A 23,729-nucleotide genomic window follows, 5' to 3' on the forward strand; every position below is an offset into this window, starting at 1 on the left:
CGTACTTCCACACGATCTTGGCCTCGTGGTCGAGGTCGAGCGCGTAGACGATGTTCGGGAACGGCGTGTGGACGTACATCATGTTGCCGACGACGAGCGGCGAGCCCTCGTGGCCGCGCAGCACGCCCGTCGAGAAGGTCCAGGCGACCTGGAGGTTCTTGACGTTTCCGGCGTTGATCTGGTCGAGCTTGGAATAGCGCGTGTTGGCGTAGTCGACCGTCTGAAGAACCTGCTCGGCGGGGTTCGCCAGGTGCTTCATCAGGTCTTCAGCCAAGGCCGGGGTGGCAACCGCCAGGCCAGCGCCGAGTGCGAGTAGATGGATTTTCATCGGGCTCGTTCTATCGATCGGATCGCGTGGCGGCAGCCCCCCCTCTGTCGACGGGCAAAGGCCATGATCTGTCGGCCACGAAAAAGCGCAGCCTCCCTGCGGAGACTGGGCTCGATCGAACAGCGATACAGCGACGCGTGAAGAAGCCCTCAGGCCGCCTTCTTGTCCCGCCCGATCAGCTTGCGGTTGATCAGGAGCTCGGCGATCTGGACCGTGTTCAGGGCGGCGCCCTTGCGCAGGTTGTCCGAGACGCACCAGAAGTTCAGGCCGTTCTCCACAGTCGCGTCCTCGCGGATGCGGGAGATGTAGGTGGCGTCCTCGCCCGCCGCCTCGTGTGGGGTCATGTAGCCGCCGTTCTCGCGCTTATCGATCACCAGGATGCCGGGCGCCGAGCGCAGAATCGCGGTCGCCTCTTCGGGCGAAATCGGGCGCTCGAACTCGACGTTGACGGCTTCCGCGTGGCCGATGAACACAGGCACGCGCACGGCGGTGGCCGTGAGCTTGATCTTGGGATCGAGCATCTTCTTGGTCTCGGCGACCAGCTTCCACTCTTCCTTGGTGTAGCCGTCCTCCATGAACACGTCGATGTGCGGGATGACGTTGAAGGCGATGCGCTTGGTGAACTTCTCCTGCTTCACCTCGCCGGCCGTGAACACGGCGCGGGTCTGGTTGAACAGCTCGTCCATCGCGTCCTTGCCGGCGCCGGAGACAGACTGGTAGGTCGAGATCACCACCCGCTTGATCGTCGCCGCGTCGTGCAGCGGCTTCAGTGCCACGACGAGCTGGGCCGTCGAGCAGTTCGGGTTTGCGATGATGTTGCGCTTGGAAAAGCCGACCACCGCGTCGGCGTTCACCTCGGGCACGATCAGCGGCACGTCCGAATCGTAGCGGAACGCCGAGGAATTATCGATCACGACGCAGCCCTGCGCGCCGATGCGGGGCGACCACTCCTTCGAGGTCTCGCCGCCGGCCGACATCAGGCAGATGTCGGTGTCGGAGAAGTCGTAGGTGTCAAGCGCTTTGACCTTGAGGATCTTGTCGCCGAAGGAGACCTCCTGGCCCTGGCTACGGCGCGAGGCCAGCGCCACGACCTCGTCGGCGGGGAAGGCCCGCTCGGCGAGGATGTCCAGCATCTCGCGGCCCACGTTGCCCGTGGCGCCGACGATGGCGACCTTGTAACCCATCTCGAAGACTCCGCTTGCCGTGCAGCGATCCCGGCCTCCGCCGGCCGCATCGGCCCATGACCCGTAGGCCCCGCGACGTCGCAAGGCAGGACCTTCGGAAGGCGGGAGCAAGGCGCCGGGGTCGCGCGCCTGTCAAGGGCGGTCGCGGCATGCCTCGGCCCGTCCGCCATGCTTCTCCCTGCGCGACCAAGCCCGTCGGCCGCGACAAGGATCGATTCACCGCGTGACGAGAAACGCCGCCGCGGAGGCCGGCTTGGAAAGGTGGGGGGAGGGGATCGGGGCGGATGGTGCCGGCGCTTTCCCGAGGCGCGACCGCATCCGATGGCCCCAGACGAGACGTTCCCCGACCTCGCCCCCGCGGCACCCGCGCCGCGGCGGTGGCAGTTCGTCGCCTTCACCGGCCGGGCCGTCGGCGCCGTGCTCGTCATCGGCGCCTTGAGCCTGTTCTCGCGCGAGACCAAGCGGCCCGCCGATCCGCCCGCCCCGGCATCCGTCACGACGACCGATCTCGGCATCGCCTTCGTCCCGGCCATGACGCTGAACGCCCGCCCGGTCGCCCCGGCCGCCGGCACCGGGCGCCTGCGCCTCGACCGGGCCGGCGAGCCGGTCCGGATCGAACCGCCGCGCAACCCGCAGGAGCAGACGCTGGCAAGCGGCGACTTTTCGGCGATCGAGGAGACGCACCTGCGCCTCACCCTGACGCGGGACGCCGCCGAGCCGCAGCCCGGCCTCTTCGTGACCCTGGCACGGCGCGCGGCGGAGGGCCCGAACCTCGCGGTGGTCCGCACCGGCACCCGCGGGCGGGTCGCCACCAAGTTCGGCGCGGTCGAGACGCTGGAGGCGACCTTGTCCGGCGACCGGCGCCGGATCTGCACCGGCTTCGTCACCCTGGAGGCCCGGCCGGTTCGGGTGGACGGCTGGCTGTGCGCGCCTCTGGGACAACCGCCCGAGCCGCGCGCGCTCGCCTGCGCCCTCGACGGCCTCGCGCTGGACGGGCGCGCGGACCCCGCCACCGACGCCGTCTTCACTGAGGCCGAGGCGCGTCGCGATCCGGCCTGCGATCCGATCCGGGCGCTCTCGGCGCAGGACCTGGCGGGTCGCACCGGCTCGATCGCGCCGCGCCGCACGACGCCTCCGCCGAAGCGGCCCCGTGCGTGATTGGGGCAACATTGCGGCAAAACACGTAAGCTCGGCCGTTTTTCCGGAACCACGGCCGCGCTCGGGCGTCTACTGCGCAACAGGCACCGGATTCTTAATCTCTCGGCGCCATACCAGACCCGCATTCAAACAAGGTGCGTCATGCGCTCGATCAAGATCGCCCTGCTGGGCGCCCTCACCGTCACCAGCCTCGGCTTCACCGCTCAGGCGCAGGACGGGTTCGGCCCCGGCTACCGCGTCAGTCGCCCGCTGCCGATCCGCATCCGCCCGCGCAGCTGGCTCGACGCCGGCAACGTGGTCGAGCCCGGCAACGGCTCGGTGAGCAACCCGGCCACCAACCCGGTGCTGATCGCGCAGTCGAACCAGCTTAACCCGGTCTACGGCCGCAACGACGGCTACGGCGGTGGCATCCTGCCCGATCCGATCACCAACGGCCCGTTCATCGGCGCCCGGTCGAGCGCGATCCGCAACGTCGACTTCTCGGCCGTCGACGCGATCGATCCGACCTCCTACGTCTCGCGCTACGGCAACCCGTACTAAGCCGGGCCGAAACTCACCTGTACCGATCGGGGGCGCGCAGCGAGAGCTGCGCGCCCTTTCTCGTTCTTATCCGCTTGCGTTCTTGGCGGCTCAGGCCGCGCGGGTGCGAAGCTCAGCCGCGATCGTCTCGGCCATGGCGCGCGTGCCGAGGACCTTCGACCCCTCGCCGGCGATGTCGGCCGTGCGCGCGCCGCCGGCGAGCGCCGCGGTGATCGCGCCGTCCACGAGGTCGGCCGCCTCGCCGAGGCCGAACGAGTAGCGCAGGCACATGGCGAGCGAGCCGATCATCGCGATCGGGTTCGCCTTGTCCTGTCCGGCGATGTCGGGGGCGGAGCCGTGCACCGGCTCGTACAGCGCCTTGCGGGTGCCGCGGGCGTCGACCGCGCCGAGCGAGGCCGAGGGCAGCATCCCGAGGGAGCCGGTCAGCATCGCCGCGACGTCCGAGAGCACGTCGCCGAACAGGTTGTCGGTCACCAGCACGTCGAACTGCTTCGGGCGCCGCACGAGCTGCATCGCGCAGTTGTCGGCGAGCACGTGCTCGAGCTCGATGCCGGCGTGGTGGCGGGCATGCACCTCGGTGACGACCTCCTTCCACAGGACGCCGGACTTCATCACGTTGTGCTTCTCCGCCGACGCGACGCGCCCGGAGCGCTTGGCCGCCAAATCGAAGGCGACGTGGGCGATCCGCTCGATCTCGGCCGTGGTGTAGACCTGCGTGTCCACCGCCCGCTTCGAGCCGTCGGGCAGGGTGGTGATCTCCTTCGGCTCGCCGAAATACACACCGCCGGTCAATTCGCGCACGATCATGATGTCGAGGCCCTCGACCAGCTCGCGCTTGAGCGCCGAGGCGTCGGCGAGCGCCGGATAGCAGATCGCCGGGCGCAGGTTCGCGAACAGGCCGAGATCCTTGCGCAGGCGCAGCAGGCCGGCCTCGGGGCGGATGTCGTAGGCCACGCCGTTCCATTTCGGGCCGCCGACGGCCCCGAGCAGGATCGCGTCGGCCGCATCCGCCTTGGCCAGCGTCGCGTCCGAAAGCGGCTTGCCGTGGGCGTCGATCGCCGAGCCGCCGACGAGGTCGGCCTCGGTCTCGAAGTGGGCGAGCCCAGTCTCGGCGAGCGCCGCCAGCACCGTCTGGACGCCGGCCATCACCTCGGGGCCGATCCCGTCGCCGGGCAGGAGCAGGAGCTTGTAGGTGGCCATGATCTGATCGTTCCGGAGGGCGGAGGGTCGGCGGGGTGTAGCGATGGGTCGCAGCGCTTGGCAAGGTTTCGGGCCAAGCGCCGCGAACACCGCCCGCGGCCTGATCTGATACGACAGCAAGAAACGGGGTGCGCGGCGACCACCAATTGCGTCCGGTAGGGGCCTAAGGAGCCCCCGATGAAAGCCTTCCGCTGTATCCCGATGAAGACTGAGACCGCGGAGCGCTTCCGATGCTCAGGTCATGACGACTTCGGCAACGCGCTGCACCGGGTGGTTGCCGAGCCTCACAAGGGATTCCCATGCCGGCACTGCCTGCGCCTCGCCGAATCCGGCGAAACCATGCTGCTCGGCTCCTATGCGCTGCCGCAGCCGCGGGGCATCTATTGGACGCCGAGCCCGATCTTCCTGGACGCCGACGCCTGTCCGCACTTCGCAGCCGACGATACGCTCGCGCCGACGGTCGCCGCGAACCCGCTCGTCTCGGTGCGGGCCTACGATGCCGAGGATTTCTGCCTGTACGATCTCGGCCACGTCTGCGCGGGCGCCGAGGTCGAGGGACCTTTGCGACGCGCGCTCGCCGATCCGCGCAGCGTTTTCGTCAACATCCATACAGCCAAGCCCGGCTGCTGGCTGGCCCGTGTCGAGCGCGCGGCGTGAGGCTTCGCCTCAGGCCTTCCGCGCCACCGTGAACCGCGCCGCCTCGCGCAGCGTCTGCGCCCGGTCGCCCCAGCGCGAGACCGCCTCCTCGCAGACGCCGACGAGCCGATCGCATTCGGCCCGCGCGCCGTCGAGGCCGAGGCGGTCGACGAGCGTCGCCTTGCCGGCGTCCTTGTCCTTGCCCGTGGCCTTGCCCATCGCTTCCGGCGAGGCCTCGCGGTCGAGGATGTCGTCGGCGATCTGGAAGGCCTGGCCGAGCGCGAGGCCGTAGCGCAAGAGCGCGGCGCGCTCGTTCGTCGTGGCGCCCCCGACCATCGCGCCGGCCTCCACCGAGAAGGCGAGGATCGCGCCAGTCTTCATCGCCTGCATCCGCAAGGTGTCGTCCACGTCGAGGGAGACCGGGCCGAAGCGGCCTTCCGCGGTCAGGTCGAGGAGCTGGCCGCCGACCATGCCGCCGAGGCCCGAGGCGCGGGCGAGGCCGAGGACGAGGTCGGCGCGGATCGACGCGTCCGGCTGCCAGGTCGGGTCGGCGACGATCTCGAAGGCCAGGGTCTGCAGCGCGTCGCCGACGAGGATCGCGGTCGCCTCGTCGTAGGCCTTGTGCACGGTGGGCTTGCCGCGGCGCATGTCGTCGTCGTCCATCGCCGGCATGTCGTCGTGGACCAGCGAATAGCAGTGGACCAGCTCGACGCCGGCGCCGGCGGCCAGCGCGCCGGCCTCCGAGCCGCCAAGCATGCGCGCGGTCTCGACCGCGAGGAAGGGGCGCAGGCGCTTGCCGCCGCCGAGCACCGCGTGACGCATCGCCTCCATCAGGCGCGGCGGGCGCGCGATCTCGCCGGGGCCGACCTCGGGGCCGAGGCGCTCGACCAGGAAGGTCTCGACCGTGTCGGCCACGCGGGCGAGCTTGTGGGAAAACCCGTCGTCGGCGGCATGCTCGGTACCTTGCGACTTGACCGGAGCGGGGTGAGCCTGCGTTGAGGTCATCGGGAACGGGCCTTGGCGGGAGTGGGACGCGACACGGTGCGGGCGGACGATAGCAAAGCGGCGCCGGGTCGCGACGCGCAGAGTACCGAGGCGCGGGACCTGAGGTCGCTGGGACGCCCGCAGCCGCCGGCTCCGTCACGGCGGGTCCGGAAGCTCGTCGGGCGCATCCTGCTCGTCCCGGCGGTCGGGCTCGTCCTCATGCTCGCGCTGGCGCTGCTCTATAGCGCGGTGACGCCGCCCTCAACCCTGATGCTCGGGCGATGGTTGACGCTCCAGCCGGTGGCCCGCGAGGCGGTGCCGCTCTCCGCCATTGCGCCGGCCCTGGTCCAGGCGGTCCTCGCCTCCGAGGACCAGCGCTTCTGCCTCGACCACGGCGTCGACGTCGACGCGCTGCGCGACGTGGTCGACGACGAGGACGGGCCGAGCCGCGGCGCCTCGACCATCGCGATGCAGACGGTGAAAAACGTCTTCCTCTGGCCGGGCCGCTCCTACGTCCGCAAGGCGCTCGAGATTCCGCTCGCCTTCCTGATGGATACGCTCTGGGGCAAGCGGCGGATGATGGAGATCTATCTCAACGTCGCCGAATGGGGCGAGGGGATCTACGGCGCCCAGGCCGCCGCCCGGCACTGGTTCGGCAAGAACGCCCGCGACCTCAGCCGCGGGGAGGCCGCCCTGCTGGCCGCGACCCTGCCGAACCCGATCCTGCGCAGCGCCGGCAAGCCCTCCCGCGGGGTGCGGTCCCTGGCCGGCCGCATCCAAGGCCGGATGGGGCAGGTCGAGGGTCTGATGGGGTGCCTCAAGGGATAGGCTTTTGCGCAGGCCCCGGGTTCGCAGGCCGCCCGGATGCGGTTAGGGAGCGTGATCCAAGCGAGAACGGACGTCATGGCCGGCACCACAGAGATCACCCTGGAGCGGATCGCCCTGATCCGCCGCCTCGTCGTCGGCTGGAACCCGGACGGGGCCGGCGCGCCGATGATCCACCCGGACGCCCCCTACGGCTCGACCTCGCGGGACGACGACATCGCCAACGTCACCGGCGACGACGAGGGCGCCGACGCGGAGCACAGAGCGGTGGGCGCGGCGTTCGCCGCCTTCGTCCGGCACGCGGTGCTCAAGCCCGGCCGCTACCAGTACCACAACCCGCTGGCCAAGCTCGATCCGGGCCGGGCTGGCGACGTGTTCCGCGACGCCGACGGCGTCACGCCCGAACACATCACATTCGACGTCACCGAGGCGCATCTCGCGTTGATTCCGCACCTGGCGGTCCGCTGGGACGACGCCCTCGACGTGCCCTGCGTCGACGCCCAGGCGCCCTACGGCGCGACGCCGGTGCCGGACGCAGCCTTGCACCACGAGATGCAACCGGCGTTGCAGATCTTCCTGCGCTACGCCGACATCGCGCCGGGCGATTACGACTGAAGGCTGCGGTCGCCGGCGCTTCTCCCTCCCCCCCTCTGCGGGGAGGGAGAGAAGGCGCTTCTCAGGCGTCCCGCTTCTTCCGCTGCGCCAGCGTCCGCAGCCGCAGCGCGTTGAGCTTGATGAAGCCCGCCGCATCGCGGTGGTCGTAGGCGACGGCGCCTTCCTCGAAGGTGACGAGGTCCTGGTCGTAGAGCGAGTGCGGGCTCGTGCGGCCGATGACGTGGACGCCGCCCTTGTAGAGCTTGAGCCGCACCTCACCGGTGACCAGTTCCTGGCTCTTGTCGATCAGCGCCTGCAGCATCTCGCGCTCGGGCGAGAACCAGAAGCCGTTGTAGATCAGTTCCGCGTATTGCGGCATGATCTGGTCCTTGAGGTGCGCCGCGCCGCGGTCCAGCGTGATCGACTCGATCGCGCGGTGGGCCGGCAGCAGGATGGTGCCGCCGGGCGTCTCGTACATGCCGCGGCTCTTCATGCCGACGAAGCGGTTCTCCACGAGGTCGAGCCGGCCGATGCCGTTGTCGTGGCCGAGCTGGTTGAGCTTGGCGAGCAGCGAGGCCGGAGACAGCTTTTCGCCGTCGATCGAGACCGCGTCGCCCTTCTCGAAGCCGATGGTGACGATCGTGGGCGTGTCCGGCGCCTCCTCGGGCGAGATCGTGCGCGAGAAGACGTAATCCGGCACCTCGTCGGCCGGGTCCTCGAGCACCTTGCCCTCGGAGGAGGCGTGCAGGAGGTTGGCGTCCACCGAGAACGGGCTCTCGCCGCGCTTGTCCTTGGCGATCGGGATCTGGTGCTGCTCGGCGAAGGCGATCAGCTGCTCGCGGCTCTTCAGGTCCCATTCGCGCCAGGGCGCGATGACCGTCACGTCGGGCTTGAGGGCGTAGTAGCCGAGCTCGAACCGGACCTGGTCGTTGCCCTTTCCGGTGGCGCCGTGGCAGACCGCGTCGGCGCCCAGCCGCTCGGCGATCTCGATCTGTTTCTTGGCGATGAGCGGCCGGGCGATCGAGGTGCCGAGCAGGTAGACACCCTCGTAGACCGCGTTGGCGCGAAACATCGGAAACACGTAGTCCCGCACGAATTCCTCGCGCAGGTCCTCGATAAAGATGTTCTCGGGCTTGATGCCGAGCAGCTCCGCCTTGCGGCGGGCCGGCTCTAGTTCCTCGCCCTGGCCGAGGTCGGCGGTGAAGGTGATCACCTCGCAGCCGTAGGTCGTCTGCAGCCATTTGAGGATGATCGAGGTGTCGAGGCCGCCGGAATAGGCGAGCACGACCTTGTTCACGGGCTTCTTGTCGGGCTCGGACATGCGGACCTTCGGGTGTTCGCGGACGTTAGGCGAGGGGGTTGCGGCGGCTTATCGCGCCGTCCGGCGCCCTGCAACCGGAACGGCCTGCAACCGGCATGCCGGGCCGGACGTTCGCTCAAGCGCGCGGGGCGTCGCCGATGCCCCGTCGCGCGCGCCAACCTGCCTCGCTCCCGACATCGACGGGTGTGAGATTTGCGTGCCGACACCTAAGACCCGGAGAAGCGATCACCATGGCGCGCCAGCCGACCCTCGAGTTCTGGTACGAGTTCGCTTCGACCTATTCCTACCTCGCCGCCGCCCGGATCGAGGGTCTGGCCGCGACGGCCGGCGTGGCGGTGCGCTGGCGCCCGTTCCTGCTCGGGCCGATCTTCGCCTCGCAGGGCTGGACGAGCTCGCCCTTCAACCTCTACCCGGCCAAGGGCCGCAACATGTGGCGCGACATGGAGCGCGAGGCCGCCCGCTGCGGCCTGCCGCCAGTGCGGCGCCCCGATCCGTTCCCGCAGAACAGCCTCAGCGCAACCCGCGCCGCCATCCTCGGGCAGGACCAGGATTGGCTGGTGCCGTTCTCGAAGGCGGTGTTCGAATCCTGCTTCGCGCACGGCCGCTCGATCGCCGAGCCCGCGGCGGTGGTCGAGATCCTGAACGGGCTCGGCCTCGACGGGACGCAGCAGCTCAAGGCGGCGGCGAGCGAAGCGAACAAGACCAAGCTCCGCGTCGTCGGCGAGGAGGCGCGCTCGCGCGGCATCTACGGCGCCCCGACCTTCCTGACGGATGACGGTGAGCTGTTCTGGGGCAACGACCGCCTGGAGCAGGCGCTGGCCTGGGCCGCCGGCGAGCGCCCGGGCGACATGCGCTGACGCCATCGCGCGACGAGACTCCCCGACGCGAAGGCCCCGACATCGCCTGAATTGCCGGGCTGATGCGCGGGCTCGACACCGCCGCTCGGACGCCAGCATGCCCTTCACCCGCCGTCACCTCATCGCGACCTCGGCCGCCGCCGTCGCCCTCACCCGGGCGGCGCGCGCCCAATCGTATGGTCAGCGCGTCTCGGTGACGAGCGACGAGGGCAGGCCGGTCGCCAACTCCGTGCTCCCAGGCGAGATCACCGGCCAGCTCGCGTCCCTGCGGGGAATCACCTACGTCGGCCCGCGCGAGGCCGAGACGACGCTGTACGAGTTCTTCGACTTCAACTGCCCCTACTGCCGCAAGGCCGCCGCCGACGTGATCGCCCTGCACGCCGCCGACCCGGCGTTGCGCATCGGCCTTGTCCAGAATCCGATTCTGTCGCCGCAATCGGCCCAGGCCGCCAAGGTGGCGCTGGCCGTCCAGCGCAAGCTCGGCTCCGAGGCGGCCTGGGACTTCTACGGCCGGTTGCTCGGCAAGCCCGGCAAGATCGACGGCCCCGGCGCGCTCGCCGCCGGCACGGCGCTTGGGATCGCCGGACCGGAGCTGGAGAGCATCGCCGACAGCGACGAGGTCCGCGAAGCGCTCAAGAGCCAGATGCGGATCGCGGCCGACCTCGGCCTCTACGCGACCCCATCCTACGTGCTGGGCAACGCCGGCATCCTCGGGCATCCGGGCGCCCGCTCCATGGCGAAGATGATCGCCGCCACCCGCCGTTGCGACCGCCTCGCCTGCTGATTTCCCCTGTAGGATCGATCACCCGGCGCAAGCTCGGCCGGGCCGCCGCCATCGGCCGATCGCCTTGCGCGGCTCCGGTTGCCATGCTAGGCGGTCGCCGCGCCGGCCGAGGGATCTTCGTGGGTCCCGGACAAGCCCGGCACAATCCCATTTCCCGACGGTCTCCGGCCTGGCGCCCTGATTACGGCGCAGCCCGGTCGGAACCGAAGGGCCAAGGAACAAGAGAGAGCGACGGGTGGCGCAGAACGGTTCCGAGGGTTCCCTGGTCGGCGGCGTGTCGGGTAGATACGCCTCCGCCCTGTTCGATCTCGCCCGTGACGAGCGCCAGATCGATGCGACGGCCGAGGGCCTCGAGCGCTTCGACGCCTTGCTCAAGGAGAGCGCGGACCTCCGCCGTCTCGTCCGTAGCCCGGTCTTCTCGGGTGAGGAGCAGGCCGCCGCCATCGGCGCGATCCTCGAGAAGGCCGGCATCACCGGCCTCGCTGCCAACTTCATCCGCCTGTCGGCCGCCAACCGCCGCCTGTTCGCGCTGCCCGGCATGATCGCCGCCTTCCGCAGCCTGGTTCGCGAATCGAAGGGCATCGTCCGCGCCGAGGTTCGCGTGGCCGAGCGGCCCTCCGACGCGGTGCTGGAGGAGATCAAGACCAGCCTGCGCGACGTCGCGAAGTCCGAGGTCGACCTCGACCTGCACGTCGACCCGAGCCTGATCGGCGGCCTCATCGTCAAGATGGGCTCGCGCATGGTCGACGCTTCGCTCCGGACCAAGCTGAACGGCATTCGTCTCGCGATGCGGGAAGCCCGTTAGGCCGTCCGTCGAGGACGCCCCGGCTCTCGCCATCACACCTGAACACCTGACAAGAACGAACTGAAGGGCCCGACGATGGACATCCGCGCCGCCGAGATCTCCGCGATCCTGAAAGACCAGATCAAGAACTTCGGCGAGGAAGCCGAAGTCTCCGAGGTCGGCCAGGTCCTGTCCGTCGGCGACGGCATCGCCCGCGCCTACGGCCTCGACAACGTCCAGGCCGGCGAGATGGTCGAGTTCGAGTCCGGCGTGCGCGGCATGGCGCTCAACCTCGAGCAGGACAACGTCGGCATCGTGATCTTCGGCTCTGACCGCGAGATCAAGGAAGGCCAGACCGTCAAGCGCACCGGTGCCATCGTGGACGTCCCGGTCGGCAAGGGCCTGCTCGGCCGCGTGGTCGACGGCCTCGGCAACCCGATCGACGGCAAGGGCCCGATCGAGTCGACCGAGCGTCGACGCGTCGACGTGAAGGCGCCGGGCATCATCCCGCGCAAGTCCGTGCACGAGCCGATGGCGACGGGCCTCAAGGCCGTCGACGCCCTGATCCCGGTCGGCCGCGGCCAGCGCGAGCTGATCATCGGCGATCGCCAGACCGGCAAGACCGCGATCGTGCTCGACACGATCCTCAACCAGAAGCCCGGCCACGCCGCCGGCGGCGACGAGAAGTCGAAGCTCTACTGCATCTACGTCGCCATCGGCCAGAAGCGCTCGACGGTCGCCCAGTTCGTGAAGGTCCTCGAGGATCAGGGCGCGATGGAGTACTCGATCGTCGTCGCCGCCACCGCCTCGGACGCCGCGCCGATGCAGTTCATCGCGCCGTTCGCCGGCTGCGCCATGGGCGAGTACTTCCGCGACAACGGCATGCACGCCGTGATCTCGTACGACGACCTGTCCAAGCAGGCCGTGGCCTACCGCCAGATGTCGCTGCTGCTGCGCCGCCCGCCGGGCCGCGAGGCCTATCCCGGCGACGTGTTCTACCTGCACTCGCGCCTGCTCGAGCGCGCCGCCAAGATGGGCGACGCCGCCGGCAACGGCTCGCTGACCGCGCTGCCGGTCATCGAGACCCAGGCCAACGACGTGTCGGCCTACATTCCGACCAACGTGATCTCGATCACCGACGGCCAGATCTTCCTCGAGACCGACCTGTTCTACCAGGGCATCCGCCCGGCGGTGAACGTCGGCCTCTCGGTCTCGCGGGTGGGCTCCTCGGCCCAGACCAAGGCGATGAAGAAGGTCGCCGGCAAGATCAAGGGCGAGCTGGCGCAGTACCGCGAGATGGCGGCGTTCGCGCAGTTCGGTTCGGACCTCGACGCCTCGACCCAGCAGCTGCTCAACCGCGGCTCGCGCCTCACTGAGCTCCTGAAGCAGCCGCAGTTCTCGCCGCTGAAGATGGAGGAGCAGGTCGCGGTGATCTACGCCGGCGTCAACGGCTACCTCGACAAGATGCCGGTCGCGAAGGTCCGCCCGTTCGAGGACGCGCTGCTGTCGACGCTCCGCACCAAGCACGCCGACCTGCTCTCCGCGATCCGCGACTCGAAGGACCTGTCGGACGACAGCGCCGCCAAGCTCAAGAGCGTGGTCGAGAGCGTGGCGAAGTCGCTCGCGAACTAGACGAACCCGCCTCATCGGGCGCCCGGCGACGGGCGCCTGGTCGTGAACAGGCCCTGAGAGACCGGACCACCCGATGGCGAGTTTGAAGGATCTGCGCAACCGCATCACTTCGGTGAAGGCGACGCAGAAGATCACCAAGGCGATGCAGATGGTCGCCGCCGCCAAGCTGCGGCGCGCACAGACGGCTGCCGAAAGCGGCCGTCCCTATGCCGAGAAGATGGCGGCGGTGCTCGGCAACCTCGCCGGGAACCTCGTCGGCGGCGTCGGCGCGCCGAAGCTGCTGGCCGGCACCGGCAAGGACCAGACCCACCTGCTGATCGTCTGCACCGGCGACCGCGGCTTGTGCGGCGCTTTCAACTCGTCGATCGCGCGCCTGGCGCGGGCGCATGCCGACAAGCTCGCGACCGAGGGCAAGACCGTCAAGATGATGACGGTCGGCAAGAAGGGTCTGGACCAGCTTCGCCGCCAGTTCCGCGAGCAGATCGTCGAGTCGCAGGACATCCGCGGCAACCGCCCGGTCGACTACCCCTTCGCCGCCGAGATCGCCGACAAGATCCTGACCCGCTACGAGGCCGGCGAGTTCGACGTCGCGACGCTGTTCTTCTCCGAGTTCCGCTCGGTGATCTCGCAGATCCCGACGGCGCAGCGCCTGATCCCGGCGGAGCTGCCCGAGGGCGGCGCCAGCAGCACCGGTGCGCCGGCGGATTCGGCGATGGAATTCGAGCCCTCTGAGGAGGCGATCCTCGAGACGCTGCTGCCGAAGAACCTCACGGTTCAGGTCTACCGGGCGCTCCTCGAGAACGCCGCATCCGAGCAGGGTGCACGCATGAGCGCCATGGATTCCGCGACCCGCAACGCGGGCGAGATGATCAAAAAGCAGACGCTGATCTACAACCGCACGCGTCAGGCGATGATCACCAAGGAACTCATCGAAATCATTTCGGGCGCCGAAGCCCTCTAAGCGCCTTCGCCGGCGCACCGACCGCATACCTTTCAAGGGCACGCAATCATGGCAAACACCGCTTCCCCCGGCGCCGGCTCCAACAAGGTCGGCAAGATCGTCCAGGTCATCGGCCCCGTCGTCGACGTGCAGTTCGACGGCCACCTGCCGGAGATCCTGAACGCGCTCGAGACCAAGAACAACGGCAACCGCCTCGTGCTGGAAGTCGCCGCGCAGCTCGGCGAGAGCACCGTGCGCTGCATCGCGATGGACACCTCCGAGGGTCTGACCCGGGGCCAGGAGTGCACCGACACCGGCTCGCCGATCATGGTCCCAGTCGGCCACAACACGCTCGGCCGCATCATGAACGTCATCGGCGAGCCGATCGACGAGGCCGGCCCGATCCAGTCGGACTCGCTCCGCGCCATCCACCAGCCCGCGCCCCCCTATACCGACCAGTCGACGGAGTCGCAGATCCTCGTCACCGGCATCAAGGTGGTCGACCTGCTCGCCCCCTACGCCAAGGGCGGCAAGATCGGCCTGTTCGGCGGCGCCGGCGTCGGCAAGACCGTGCTGATCATGGAGCTGATCAACAACATCGCCAAGGTGCACTCGGGCTACTCGGTCTTCGCCGGCGTCGGCGAGCGCACCCGCGAGGGCAACGACCTCTACCACGAGATGATCGAGTCCAAGGTGAACATGGACCCGAAGGAGAACGGCGGGTCGGCCGAGGGCTCCAAGTGCGCGCTGGTCTACGGCCAGATGAACGAGTCTCCCGGCGCCCGCTCGCGCGTCGCGCTCACCGGCCTCACCATCGCCGAGGACTTCCGCGACCAGGGCCAGGACGTGCTGTTCTTCGTGGACAACATCTTCCGCTTCACTCAGGCCGGCTCGGAAGTGTCGGCGCTGCTCGGCCGCATCCCCTCAGCCGTGGGCTACCAGCCGACGCTCGCCACGGACATGGGCGCCCTGCAGGAGCGCATCACCACCACGAACAAGGGCTCGATCACCTCGGTGCAGGCGATCTACGTGCCGGCCGACGATCTGACCGACCCGGCGCCCGCCGCCTCGTTCGCCCACTTGGACGCGACCACGACGCTGTCGCGCTCGATCGCCGAGAAGGGCATCTATCCGGCGGTGGACCCGCTTGACTCGACCTCGCGCATGCTGTCTCCGGCGATCCTCGGCGAGGAGCACTACGATGTCGCCCGCAAGGTCCAGCAGACGCTGCAGCGCTACAAGTCGCTCCAGGACATCATCGCCATCCTCGGGATGGACGAGCTGTCGGAAGAGGACAAGCTGACGGTCGCGCGCGCCCGCAAGATCGAGCGCTTCTTCTCGCAGCCCTTCTCGGTGGCCGAGATCTTCACCGGCTCCCCGGGCATCCAGGTGCCGCTGGAAGACACGATCAAGGGCTTCAAGGGCCTCGTCGAGGGCAAGTACGACGACTTGCCGGAAGCGGCCTTCTACATGGTCGGCACCATCGAGGACGCTCAGGCCAAGGCCAAGAAACTGAAGGCGGCTTGAGGTCTTGAATACGAAGATCGTCCTGTTGGTCGTCGGCCTCCTGGCCGGCGGCCTCGTCGGCTACGTGACGCGGCCCGAGGCGGCCGAGATCAAGATCGGCCCGCTCTCCGTCGAAGTGCAGGGCGACCGCCCGGCCGGCACCCGCGGCGGCGAGCTGACCAGCGGGCAGACACAGCACGTCGCCCTGTTCGCGGGCATTGGTGCGCTGATCGGTTTCGGCCTCGGCTTCGCCACGGACCGGCGCAGAGCCTAACTCTCAAGGCCGGCACGTAGCCCTCGGGTGGCCGCGCGCCGGGAATGACAAACGTCGGGATTCCGAGCGCATGGCCACCTTCCACTTCGATTTCGTCGGCCCCGAGCGGTCGCTGTATTCCGGCGAGGTCGAGTCGGTGCAGATTCCCGGCACCGAGGGCGAGATGACGGTGCTCGCCGGCCACGCCCCGGTGCTCACCTCGCTTCGCGTGGGCGTGATCGTGGTCACCGAGCGCGCCAACAGCGGCAAGCGCATCTACGTCCGCGGTGGCTTCGCCGACATCGGGCCGACCGGCGTGACGGTGTTGGCCGAGCGCGCCGCCCCGATCGAGGAGCTGACCCCCGAATCCCTCGATCGGGACATCGAGGCGGCCGAGCTGCAGCGCGACGCCACCGAGGACCTGCAGAAGCGCGAGGAGCTGAACGGCCAGATCGTCCAGCTTCAGGAGACGAAGAACCTCCTTAAGCTCTGAGCCTTTCACCCCCAACATTTTCAGGACGACCGAAGCCCGCTCGAACCGCCGTCACCGGCGCGGTTCGGCGGGCTCTTTCGTGTCGTGCGCCGACGAATCCTGAGCCAGCGCGAGGGAGATCAGCGCCTCGGCCGCGTCCGGCCCGACGGGACAGCCCGTTTCGAGCCAGCGTCGGCGCAGAGCCGCGAGGGCGACCCCGATCCTCGGCCCGGCCGGGATGCCGCGAGCGACGAGGGCTGCCCCGGTCACCGGCAGGACCGGAGCGGGTTCATTCTTCAGGTCGCGCCAGGCGTTTGCAGCGTCCGGGCCGATCACCGGGCGCGGCTCGCCGGCGGTCGCGTCCATCGCCGCTTGAAGGGCTGCAGGCCCGTGCTCGGCCACGAGCGCACGGAGCGCCGGCCGGTCGATCGCGGCGGGGGTCTTCAGCGCAGCGAGGGCGCGGGCGTAGGCGTCGAGGGTAGCGTGCTCGGCCTTCGAAAGCCGCAAACCCTCCGCGAGGCGCTCGGCCTCGGCCCGCGTGGTCACGGACAGCGCGGCGAGACGCTGGATCGTGCCGGCGCCGGCCTCGATCGCGCGCGCGAGCCTGCCCCGCTCGGCGACGCCGCCGGTGATGCGGGCGAGAAGGCCGGTCTCGGCGAGGATGGCGACGGCGCCCGGCGCACCGGGGGCGGCCAAGAGCTTCAGGAACTCCATGCGGACGCGCTCCCGCGACAGGCTCGCCAGGGCCGCTCGCGCGGCGACGCAGGCGGCGAGCGCCGGCGCATCAGGCTCTCCTCCACCGAACCGGGCGTGAAAGCGGAAGAACCGCAGGATGCGCAGGGCGTCCTCGCGGATCCGCGTCGCGGGGTCTCCGATGAAGCGGATGCGGGCCTCCGCGAGGTCGGCGCGGCCGCCGGTGGTGTCGTGGAGCGTGTCGTCGGCGCCGAGCGAGAGCGCGTTGACCGTGAAGTCCCGCCGCTCGGCGTCGCGCGCGAAGTCACGGCCGAACCGCACCACAGCGTGCCGCCCGTCGGTCTCGACGTCCTCGCGCAGGGTCGTCACCTCGACCGGCCGCCCGGCGACGACCAGCGTCACGGTGCCGTGCTCGATCCCGGTCGGCACGGCCTTCAGGCCCGCCGCCCGCGCCCGATCGATCACGGCGTTCGGCAGGAGCGTCGTGGCGAGGTCGATGTCCGCGGCGTCGACCCCGAGGAGCGCGTCGCGCACGCAGCCGCCGACGAGCCGGGTCTCCTCGCCAGGTGCATCTAGGCCGGCGAGGACGGCGCGGACCTCGGGCCGGGCGAGCAGCCGCGCCGGGCCGTCGGGGTCGAGGCGCCGCATCAGCGGAACTCGCCTGGCACCAGCCGGCCGTTCTCCATGTGGGTCGGCACGAAGCCGGTGGCGTGGCGCTCGGAGAACAGGCCCGAGGCCACCAGCGAGGCGATCACCACGGCCAAGCCGGCCAGGACGAGGCGAAAGGCCTGGGCGTCCCAGTGCGCCCGCTGCAGCGGGTTGCGGCCGACAAGCAGCAGGTAGGTGAAGAACAGCCCGAAGGGCAGCAGGAAGAGCCCGAACTCCTCCACGAGGCGACGCAGCATGGCATCCGATCGATGGGCGCGGGCGATTCCCGCTCGGCTCAGAGGTGGGACTTCGGTGGCCCGAATTCGAGCCGTTCGGCGAGGTTGTGCAGGATGCCCGCCGTCACCCCCCAGATCAGGCGCTCGCCATAGGGCAGGGCGTAGAAGCGCCGGTCGCGGCCCTGCCACACCCGCATCCGCAGCTCGTAGCGCGACCGGTCGGCGATCACCGCCAGGGGGACCTCGAAGATCGCGTCCACCTCGGCCGGGTTCGGCGCGAGGCGCGCCTCCCGGTCGACGAGGCCGATCACAGGCGCCACCAGGAAGCCGGTGCCGGACAGGTAGGGATCGAGGTAGCCGAGCATCCGCACGTGACGCGGCGACAGGCCGACCTCCTCCTCGGCCTCGCGCAGGGCCGCCGCCATCGGGCTTGCGTCGGTCGGGTCGATCTTGCCGCCGGGCAGCGCGACCTGGCCGGAATGGTCGCGCAGGTGGGCGGCGCGCTGCGTCAGCACGATCGCGAGGCCGGATTCGCGCGCGACGACCGGCACCAGAACGGCCGCCCGCCGGTGCGGCGGCGGCGGGATTACGGCGCTGCCGTCGGGCTCCAGGCTGTGGTCGCCGCGCGGGTTCGAGGTCGGATCGTCCGGCCCGGGCGGGTCGCGGGCGAGCCGCGCCTCGGCGCGGGCGAGGAAGTCGGCGAGGTCCGCGTCGCGCGTCGGGCTGTCCACGGCGCTCACGCGGCGTCGGCCGGGGCGATGCGGTGGAAGCGGCCGCCTGCGGCGATGCCGAGCCACGGCACGCCCTCGATCTCACGCTCCTCGGCGAGCGCCACGAGATCGTAGGTCAGCGCCCGCGTCACCAGCGCCCAGAGTCCGCGGCGGACGTGGAGATAGGGCTTGAGGGCGCCGGCCTCGCCCTCGGCGAAACGTAAGCCGTGCTCGGAATCGACGGGCACGAGGTCGTCGACGTTGGTGCGGAAGCTGATGCGGCGCGCATCGCCCTCGCCGTCGATCGCCATCTCGACGGCGACGAAGGCCGCATCCTCCACGGTGATCGAGACCTTCTCCACCGGCGTGACCAGCACCGTCGTACCGTCGGGCTCGCGCCGCAGGATCGAGGCGAACAGCTTCACCATCTTCGGGCGGCGGATCGGCGTGCCGTCGTGGAACCAGGTGCCGTCGGCGGCGATGCGGATGTCGATCGCGCCGCAATCGGGCGGATTCCACTTGTCCACCGGCGGCAGCCCGCGCTTGGGCAGCTCGGCCAGGGCCGCGCCGAGGCGGCTCAGGGTCGGATCGTCGGAGGCGGTCATGCGCCCTCAGATAGCGCGCCGGACGGGCCGGGAACCGGAGGCGCCTCCGGGCGCCGGCGCAGGATCTTCCAGACGCCCGAGGCGACGCCGACCACGCGCGCCGCGTGGCGCAGCTCGCAACGCAGGAAGACGAGCGAGCCGGTGCGCTTGATGACCTCGGGCGCCAGGGTGATCCAGTCGCCGAGCCGCGCGGTGTCGACGAACTGCATCTGCATTTGGATCGTCACACAATTCGCCCCGTCGGCCGCCCGCATCGCGGTCTCGCCCAGCGCCCGGTCGGCGAAGCTCATCAGCATGCCGCCGTGGACCACGCCGATCAGGTTGGCGTGCTTGTCGGCGGCACGGAACGCGTAGGCGCCGTCGCGGACGTAGACCGGCCCGACATGGGCGATGAAGCCGGTGTCGTGGATCGGCGTCCAGCCGTCGCCCTCGTGGGGCTCGGCCTCGGGCGTTCGCGGTTCGCTGGGCGTCATGGGGGCGGGATCTCGATCGCGCGGCGGGCGCAGGCGCAGGGTTTTGTGGCACGGTCGCATCGCGGCCGCCGGCTGTCACGCGAAGTTCGGGGGCACTTCAGGCTTTGGCTCACCTCACCCGCTTACGTGCCCCGCGGCTTGGCGCGGCGGGTGGGTGGCGCCTCCAGCGGATTTTCCGGCCAGGGATGGCGCGGATAGCGGCCGCGCATCTCGGTGCGCACGGCGCTCCAGGAGCCGCGCCAGAAGCCGGGGAGGTCGCGGGTGATCTGGACCGGGCGGTGGCCGGGCGAGAGCAGGTGGAGGACGAGCGGCACCCGGCCCACAGTCGGATGCGTCGCCAGCCCGAACAGCTCCTGCACCCGCACGGCCAGGACCGGCCCGCCCTCGGCCTCGTAGTCGACCGGGATGCGCGAGCTGGTCGGAACCTCGACATGGGTCGGCGCCTGGGCGTCGAGTCGGGCGAGCAGCGGCCACGGCAACAGCTCATGCAACGCCTCGCCGAGGTCGGCGGCGGAGACGGCGTCGAGGCCGAGGCGGCCGACGAGGGCTGGCGCGAGCCAGTCCTCGATGGTCTCCGTGAGGGTGGCGTCGGCGAGGTCGGGCCAGTCGCCGCCCTCCGCCGCGCGCAGGAAGGCGATGCGGGCGCGCCACTGCGTCAGCGCCGGGGTCCAGGGCAGCTGTTCGAGGCCGAGGCTGGCGATGCCGCGGGCCAGCACCCTGGCCGAGTCGAGGTCGGCGGGCACGGGGCGCGTGCGCTCGCTGAGGGTGATGGCGCCGAGCCGGCGCAGGCTGCGGGCCCGCAGCGCCCGCGCCGCGCCGTCGAAGGTCACCTGCGTCACGCCCTCGATGCGGTCGGCGAAGGCTGCCTCGATCGCGTCGAGGTCGATCGCGGCGGCGGCGAGGATGCGGGCGTTGCCGGCGGCGCCGACGACGTCGGCCACCACGAGGAAGGGCTCGCGGGCGAGCGGCGAGGCGGGGTCGAGGCGCCCGGCCCGCCCGTTGGCCATCACGAACTCGCCGTCGCGCCCGCGCGCCTTCGCGACCCGGTCGGGGTAGGCCAGCGCCAGGAGGGCACCCGCCGCCGGGTCCGAGGTCGCGCGAGTCCCGGACGGGGAAGCCGAGCGCGCCCAGCCCTGGGCCATGCGGCGCATGTCGGCGGCACGTTGCCCGCGGTCGCGCCGATAGCGCTCGACCCGGTCGGCGAGGTCCACCGCGTCGCCGCCGAGGCCACGCTCGACCAGGACGGCGGCGAGGTCGGCGGCGGCGGTCGCGGCGCCGAAATCGGCGGCGGCGACCACCATGCGGGCGAGCCGCGGCGGCAGGGGGAGGGCGCGCAGGCGCCGCCCGGTCTCGGTGAGCCGCCCGTCAGCGTCGATCGCATCGAGGTCGCGCAGCATCGCGCGCGCCTCCTTCAGGGCCGGGGCCGGCGGGGGATCGAGGAAGGCGAGGGTGCCGGGATCGGTCACGCCCCACTCGGCGCAGTCGAGCACGAGCCCGGCGAGGTCCGCCAAGACGATCTCGGGCCGGGTGAACGGTTCGAGCGCGCTGGTTCCGGCCTCGGCCCAGAGGCGCCAGCACACGCCGGGCTCGGTCCGGCCGGCGCGGCCGCGGCGCTGGTCCACCGAGGCGCGGGAAGCCCGCGCGGTGACGAGCCGGGTGAGCCCGAGGCCGGGCTCGTAGACCGGCACCCGGGCGAGGCCGGAATCGACCACGATGCGCACGCCCTCGATCGTCAGCGAGGTCTCGGCGATGCTGGTGGCCAGCACCACCTTGCGCGCGCCCGGCCCGGCCGGCGCCACCGCCCGGTCCTGCTCGGCCGGCGTCAGCGCGCCGTAGAGCGGCGCGATCGCGACTTCCGGCCCGACGCGGCCCTCCAGCGAGGTGGCGACGCGGCGGATCTCGCCCTGGCCCGGCAGGAACGCCAGGACCGAGCCCGGATCGGCCCGGAGCGCAAGCAGGATCGCGTCCGCCATCGCATCCTCGATCCGGCGGTTGGGATCGCGGTCGGCGTAGCGGGTCTCGACGGGGAAGGCTCGCCCCTCCGAGGCGACGACGGGGGCGTCGCCGAGCAGGTGCGCGACGCGGGCGCCGTCGAGGGTGGCCGACATCACCAGGATGCGCAGGTCGTCGCGCAAGGCCGCCTGCGCGTCGAGGGCGAGCGCGAGGCCGAAGTCGGCGTCGAGCGAGCGCTCGTGGAACTCGTCGAACAGCACCGCCCCGACGCCGGAGAGTTCCGGGTCGTCGAGGATCATCCGGCCGAACACGCCCTCGGTCACGACCTCGATGCGGGTGCGGCTCGAGATCTTGGAGCCGAGGCGGACGCGCAGGCCGATGGTGTCGCCGACCCGCTCGCCGAGCGTGCCGGCCATGCGCTCGGCCGCCGCGCGGGCGGCGAGGCGGCGCGGCTCGAGCAGGATGATCTTGGCTGTTCCGAGCCAGGACGCCTGCAACAGGTCGAGGGGCACTCGCGTGGTCTTGCCGGCGCCCGGCGGCGCGACGAGGACGGCCGCGTTCGATCGGGCCAGCGCCGCTCGCAGGTCGGGCAGCGCCGCATCGATCGGCAAGGGGCTGTGCGGCAAGGGGCTGCGCGCGAGGGCGTCGTTCGGGCGGGGCGCGGAGGATGGGGTCGCCGCCGCCGCGACGGTATCAGCGGGGCGCTCGGACGCCATAACGATTCAACTCCTCGAACAATCCCGACTCCGGCAAGAAATAAATCCCCCGCCGACGGCATGATTTCACAGCCGGTGGCCGGAACCACGCGCCGTCCATGAACTTGTAGGCCCGCAGCGCACGAGCGCGGAACTGGAGAATCCTTGGATGACGCGTCTTTCTTTGACCCTCGCGACCGGCCTGCTCCTCGGTGGCCTCGGGCTCGGGTCGATCTCGGCCTCCGCCGCACCCGCGATGCCGCAGGCCGGCGTCGTCGCCGAGAGCACGACGGACGCCGTCGCCTACCGTCGCCACTACCGCCACCACCACTCCACGAAGGCCGAGCGCATGATGCGCCGCCGCAACACCATGCGCCACGGCAATCCGAACGCACGCAACCCGGCGATGCGTGGCTACCAGCAGAACCTCGGCGACACCGTCGGCGGCCCGCGCTACTGATCCGTCGCACGTCCCGACCACTCGACCTGAAGCCGGCGCCGCGTGGCGCCGGCTTTTTCCTGCCGCGAATTGGGGTACGCGCACGCGTGCCTTCTCCCCAGCGATCGGAGGAGCCCGCGCTGATCAAACACGGGCGGGTCTGCTAAGAGCGCTGCCATGGCTCGCAGCTCCGCCCGAAACCTCGCCGACGCCGCCGGATCCGGCACCGCGGAGGTCGCAGGCCCGACGCCGATGATGGCGCAGTACATCGAGATCAAGGCCGCCAACCCGGACTGCCTGCTGTTCTACCGGATGGGCGACTTCTACGAGCTGTTCTTTTCCGACGCCGAGACGGCCTCGCGGGCGCTCGGCATCGTCCTGACCAAGCGCGGCAAGCACGGCGGCGCCGACATCCCGATGTGCGGCGTGCCGGTGGAGCGCGCCGACGACTACCTCAGCCGCCTGATCGGGCTCGGCCACCGGGTCGCGGTCTGCGAGCAGACCGAGGACCCGGCCGAGGCCAAGCGGCGGGGGCCGAAATCCGTGGTCCGCCGCGAGGTCGTGCGGCTGGTCACCCCCGGCACCATCACAGAGGACCGTCTTCTCGATCCCGGCAGCGCCAACCTGCTGCTGGCGATCGGCCGTCGCAAGGTCTCGGACGCGGCCTTCGCATACGGGCTCGCGGCGATCGACATCTCCACCGGGCGGTTCGCCCTGAGCGAGGTTCCGGGCGCCGACCTCGCTGGCGCGATCGCCCGCCACGACCCGCGCGAGATCGTGCTGTCGGACGCGATTCACGCCGACCCGGCGCTCGCCCGCCTTTGGGCAGAGAGGCGGGCGGCCGTGGTCCCCCTGGCCCAGGCGGAGCTGGAGCCGGCCTCGGCCGAGCGCCGCCTCCGCGAGCAGTACGGCGTCGCGACGCTCGACGGCTTCGGCACCTTCACCCGCGCCGAGATCGCCGCCGCCGGCGCAGCCCTGCTCTACGTCGCGCGAACCCAGCTCGCCGCCCGCGCGCCGCTCTGCGTGCCGACCCGCGAGGAGGCCGGGACCACGCTGGCGATCGACGCGGCGACGCGGGCCAACCTCGAACTCACCCGAACGCTCTCGGGCGAGCGGGTCGGCAGCCTCCTCGACGCGATCGACCGGACCGTCTCGGCCAACGGCGCGCGGCTGCTGGCCGAGCACCTCGCCGGACCGCTCACCGAGCTGGCCGCGATCGCGCGGCGGCACGATGCGGTGGCGCGGCTCGTGGAGGACCGCGCCCTGCGCGCCGCCCTGC

At 70.8% G+C, this 23,729-nt stretch carries 24 protein-coding genes and 2 pseudogenes; 15 read left to right on the forward strand and 11 right to left on the reverse strand.

Translation table 11 applies throughout. The annotated features are described in order from the left end of the window. Together FV229_RS14810 and FV229_RS14815 are read right to left on the reverse strand one after the other, a co-directional pair. Positions 1-328, reverse strand: a pseudogene (locus tag FV229_RS14810) (PQQ-dependent dehydrogenase, methanol/ethanol family); the annotation flags it as partial. 149 nt (positions 329-477) lie between these two features. Beyond that, positions 478-1,512, reverse strand: a complete 1,035-nt coding sequence (locus FV229_RS14815; RefSeq protein ID WP_147752713.1) for an aspartate-semialdehyde dehydrogenase — start codon at positions 1,510-1,512, stop codon at positions 478-480. Positions 1,513-1,833: 321 nt separating this feature from the next. Here FV229_RS14815 and FV229_RS14820 point away from each other — a divergent pair, with 321 nt between their 5' ends. Both FV229_RS14820 and FV229_RS14825 read left to right on the forward strand, forming a co-directional pair. Further along, positions 1,834-2,670: a hypothetical protein gene (locus tag FV229_RS14820; RefSeq protein ID WP_147752714.1), complete on the forward strand. Its 837-nt coding sequence runs from the start codon at positions 1,834-1,836 to the stop codon at positions 2,668-2,670. 141 nt (positions 2,671-2,811) lie between these two features. Further along, a complete protein-coding gene (locus FV229_RS14825; RefSeq protein ID WP_147752715.1) occupies positions 2,812-3,210 on the forward strand; it encodes a hypothetical protein in 399 nt (132 codons plus the stop codon). A gap of 90 nt (positions 3,211-3,300) precedes the next feature. Here FV229_RS14825 and leuB read toward each other — a convergent pair whose 3' ends face one another. Further along, on the reverse strand, positions 3,301-4,410 hold the full coding sequence (gene leuB, locus FV229_RS14830; RefSeq protein ID WP_147752716.1) for a 3-isopropylmalate dehydrogenase: 1,110 nt from the start codon (positions 4,408-4,410) through the stop codon (positions 3,301-3,303). Positions 4,411-4,587: 177 nt separating this feature from the next. Between leuB and FV229_RS14835 the strand changes: the two genes are divergently transcribed. After that, complete coding sequence (locus tag FV229_RS14835; protein WP_147752717.1) at positions 4,588-5,067, forward strand: DUF1203 domain-containing protein; 480 nt, start codon at positions 4,588-4,590, stop codon at positions 5,065-5,067. Positions 5,068-5,076: 9 nt separating this feature from the next. Here the strand turns inward: FV229_RS14835 and FV229_RS14840 are convergent, their stop codons facing one another. Beyond that, the gene (locus tag FV229_RS14840; RefSeq protein ID WP_147752718.1) at positions 5,077-6,051 is read right to left on the reverse strand and encodes a polyprenyl synthetase family protein; all 975 of its coding nucleotides are present in this window, start codon (positions 6,049-6,051) and stop codon (positions 5,077-5,079) included. Between the two features lie 198 nt (positions 6,052-6,249). On the opposite strand from FV229_RS14840, the gene mtgA reads away from it, so the two are divergent. Together mtgA and FV229_RS14850 are read left to right on the forward strand one after the other, a co-directional pair. Beyond that, a complete protein-coding gene (mtgA, locus tag FV229_RS14845) occupies positions 6,250-6,858 on the forward strand; it encodes a monofunctional biosynthetic peptidoglycan transglycosylase (protein ID WP_246685390.1) in 609 nt (202 codons plus the stop codon). A gap of 75 nt (positions 6,859-6,933) precedes the next feature. Then, positions 6,934-7,470: a hypothetical protein gene (locus tag FV229_RS14850; RefSeq protein ID WP_147752720.1), complete on the forward strand. Its 537-nt coding sequence runs from the start codon at positions 6,934-6,936 to the stop codon at positions 7,468-7,470. A 61-nt stretch (positions 7,471-7,531) separates the two neighbouring features. Here FV229_RS14850 and FV229_RS14855 read toward each other — a convergent pair whose 3' ends face one another. Further along, a complete protein-coding gene (locus FV229_RS14855) occupies positions 7,532-8,770 on the reverse strand; it encodes an argininosuccinate synthase (protein WP_147752721.1) in 1,239 nt (412 codons plus the stop codon). 230 nt (positions 8,771-9,000) lie between these two features. Between FV229_RS14855 and FV229_RS14860 the strand changes: the two genes are divergently transcribed. From FV229_RS14860 to FV229_RS14895, 8 genes are all read left to right on the forward strand, one after another. Further along, positions 9,001-9,627, forward strand: coding sequence for a 2-hydroxychromene-2-carboxylate isomerase (locus FV229_RS14860; protein ID WP_147752722.1), 627 nt, complete (start codon positions 9,001-9,003; stop codon positions 9,625-9,627). Between the two features lie 97 nt (positions 9,628-9,724). Next, the gene (locus FV229_RS14865) at positions 9,725-10,411 is read left to right on the forward strand and encodes a DsbA family protein (protein ID WP_147752723.1); all 687 of its coding nucleotides are present in this window, start codon (positions 9,725-9,727) and stop codon (positions 10,409-10,411) included. A 235-nt stretch (positions 10,412-10,646) separates the two neighbouring features. Next, on the forward strand, positions 10,647-11,216 hold the full coding sequence (locus tag FV229_RS14870; RefSeq protein WP_147752724.1) for a F0F1 ATP synthase subunit delta: 570 nt from the start codon (positions 10,647-10,649) through the stop codon (positions 11,214-11,216). A gap of 75 nt (positions 11,217-11,291) precedes the next feature. Continuing rightward, positions 11,292-12,827 (forward strand): F0F1 ATP synthase subunit alpha, encoded by a 1,536-nt coding sequence (gene atpA / locus FV229_RS14875; protein WP_147752725.1) that lies wholly within the window; start codon positions 11,292-11,294, stop codon positions 12,825-12,827. 73 nt (positions 12,828-12,900) lie between these two features. After that, entirely contained in the window at positions 12,901-13,788 is an 888-nt protein-coding gene (locus FV229_RS14880) for a F0F1 ATP synthase subunit gamma (RefSeq protein WP_147752726.1), read from the forward strand. 48 nt (positions 13,789-13,836) lie between these two features. After that, complete coding sequence (gene atpD / locus FV229_RS14885) at positions 13,837-15,294, forward strand: F0F1 ATP synthase subunit beta (protein WP_147752727.1); 1,458 nt, start codon at positions 13,837-13,839, stop codon at positions 15,292-15,294. A 4-nt stretch (positions 15,295-15,298) separates the two neighbouring features. Continuing rightward, on the forward strand, positions 15,299-15,547 hold the full coding sequence (locus FV229_RS14890; RefSeq protein ID WP_147752728.1) for a hypothetical protein: 249 nt from the start codon (positions 15,299-15,301) through the stop codon (positions 15,545-15,547). A 70-nt stretch (positions 15,548-15,617) separates the two neighbouring features. Beyond that, positions 15,618-16,019, forward strand: a complete 402-nt coding sequence (locus FV229_RS14895) for a F0F1 ATP synthase subunit epsilon (protein WP_147752729.1) — start codon at positions 15,618-15,620, stop codon at positions 16,017-16,019. A gap of 51 nt (positions 16,020-16,070) precedes the next feature. Here FV229_RS14895 and FV229_RS14900 read toward each other — a convergent pair whose 3' ends face one another. The 6 genes from FV229_RS14900 to hrpB form a co-directional block, all read right to left on the reverse strand. Continuing rightward, positions 16,071-17,339: a CCA tRNA nucleotidyltransferase gene (locus FV229_RS14900; protein ID WP_147752730.1), complete on the reverse strand. Its 1,269-nt coding sequence runs from the start codon at positions 17,337-17,339 to the stop codon at positions 16,071-16,073. Continuing rightward, positions 17,339-17,596 carry a DUF6111 family protein gene (locus FV229_RS14905; RefSeq protein ID WP_147752731.1) on the reverse strand — a complete coding sequence of 86 codons (258 nt, stop codon included), beginning with the start codon at positions 17,594-17,596 and terminating at the stop codon, positions 17,339-17,341. The genes FV229_RS14900 and FV229_RS14905 overlap by 1 nt, the downstream gene beginning before the upstream one ends. Before the next feature lie 38 nt (positions 17,597-17,634). Next, positions 17,635-18,315, reverse strand: coding sequence for a CoA pyrophosphatase (locus FV229_RS14910; protein WP_246688206.1), 681 nt, complete (start codon positions 18,313-18,315; stop codon positions 17,635-17,637). Next, on the reverse strand, positions 18,312-18,890 hold the full coding sequence (locus FV229_RS14915; RefSeq protein ID WP_147752732.1) for a DUF1285 domain-containing protein: 579 nt from the start codon (positions 18,888-18,890) through the stop codon (positions 18,312-18,314). The genes FV229_RS14910 and FV229_RS14915 overlap by 4 nt, the downstream gene beginning before the upstream one ends. After that, positions 18,887-19,363 (reverse strand): PaaI family thioesterase, encoded by a 477-nt coding sequence (locus FV229_RS14920; RefSeq protein ID WP_147752733.1) that lies wholly within the window; start codon positions 19,361-19,363, stop codon positions 18,887-18,889. The genes FV229_RS14915 and FV229_RS14920 overlap by 4 nt, the downstream gene beginning before the upstream one ends. 122 nt (positions 19,364-19,485) lie before the next feature. Further along, positions 19,486-22,032 (reverse strand): ATP-dependent helicase HrpB, encoded by a 2,547-nt coding sequence (gene hrpB, locus FV229_RS14925; RefSeq protein ID WP_147752734.1) that lies wholly within the window; start codon positions 22,030-22,032, stop codon positions 19,486-19,488. 148 nt (positions 22,033-22,180) lie between these two features. Here hrpB and FV229_RS14930 point away from each other — a divergent pair, with 148 nt between their 5' ends. Beyond that, positions 22,181-22,471 carry a hypothetical protein gene (locus FV229_RS14930; protein WP_147752735.1) on the forward strand — a complete coding sequence of 97 codons (291 nt, stop codon included), beginning with the start codon at positions 22,181-22,183 and terminating at the stop codon, positions 22,469-22,471. 156 nt (positions 22,472-22,627) lie between these two features. Then, positions 22,628-23,729: pseudogene (locus FV229_RS14935) on the forward strand (DNA mismatch repair protein MutS); the annotation flags it as partial.

The sequence above is a fragment of the Methylobacterium sp. WL120 genome, assembly GCF_008039465.1.
Taxonomy (GTDB): Bacteria; Pseudomonadota; Alphaproteobacteria; order Rhizobiales; family Beijerinckiaceae; genus Methylobacterium; species Methylobacterium cerastii.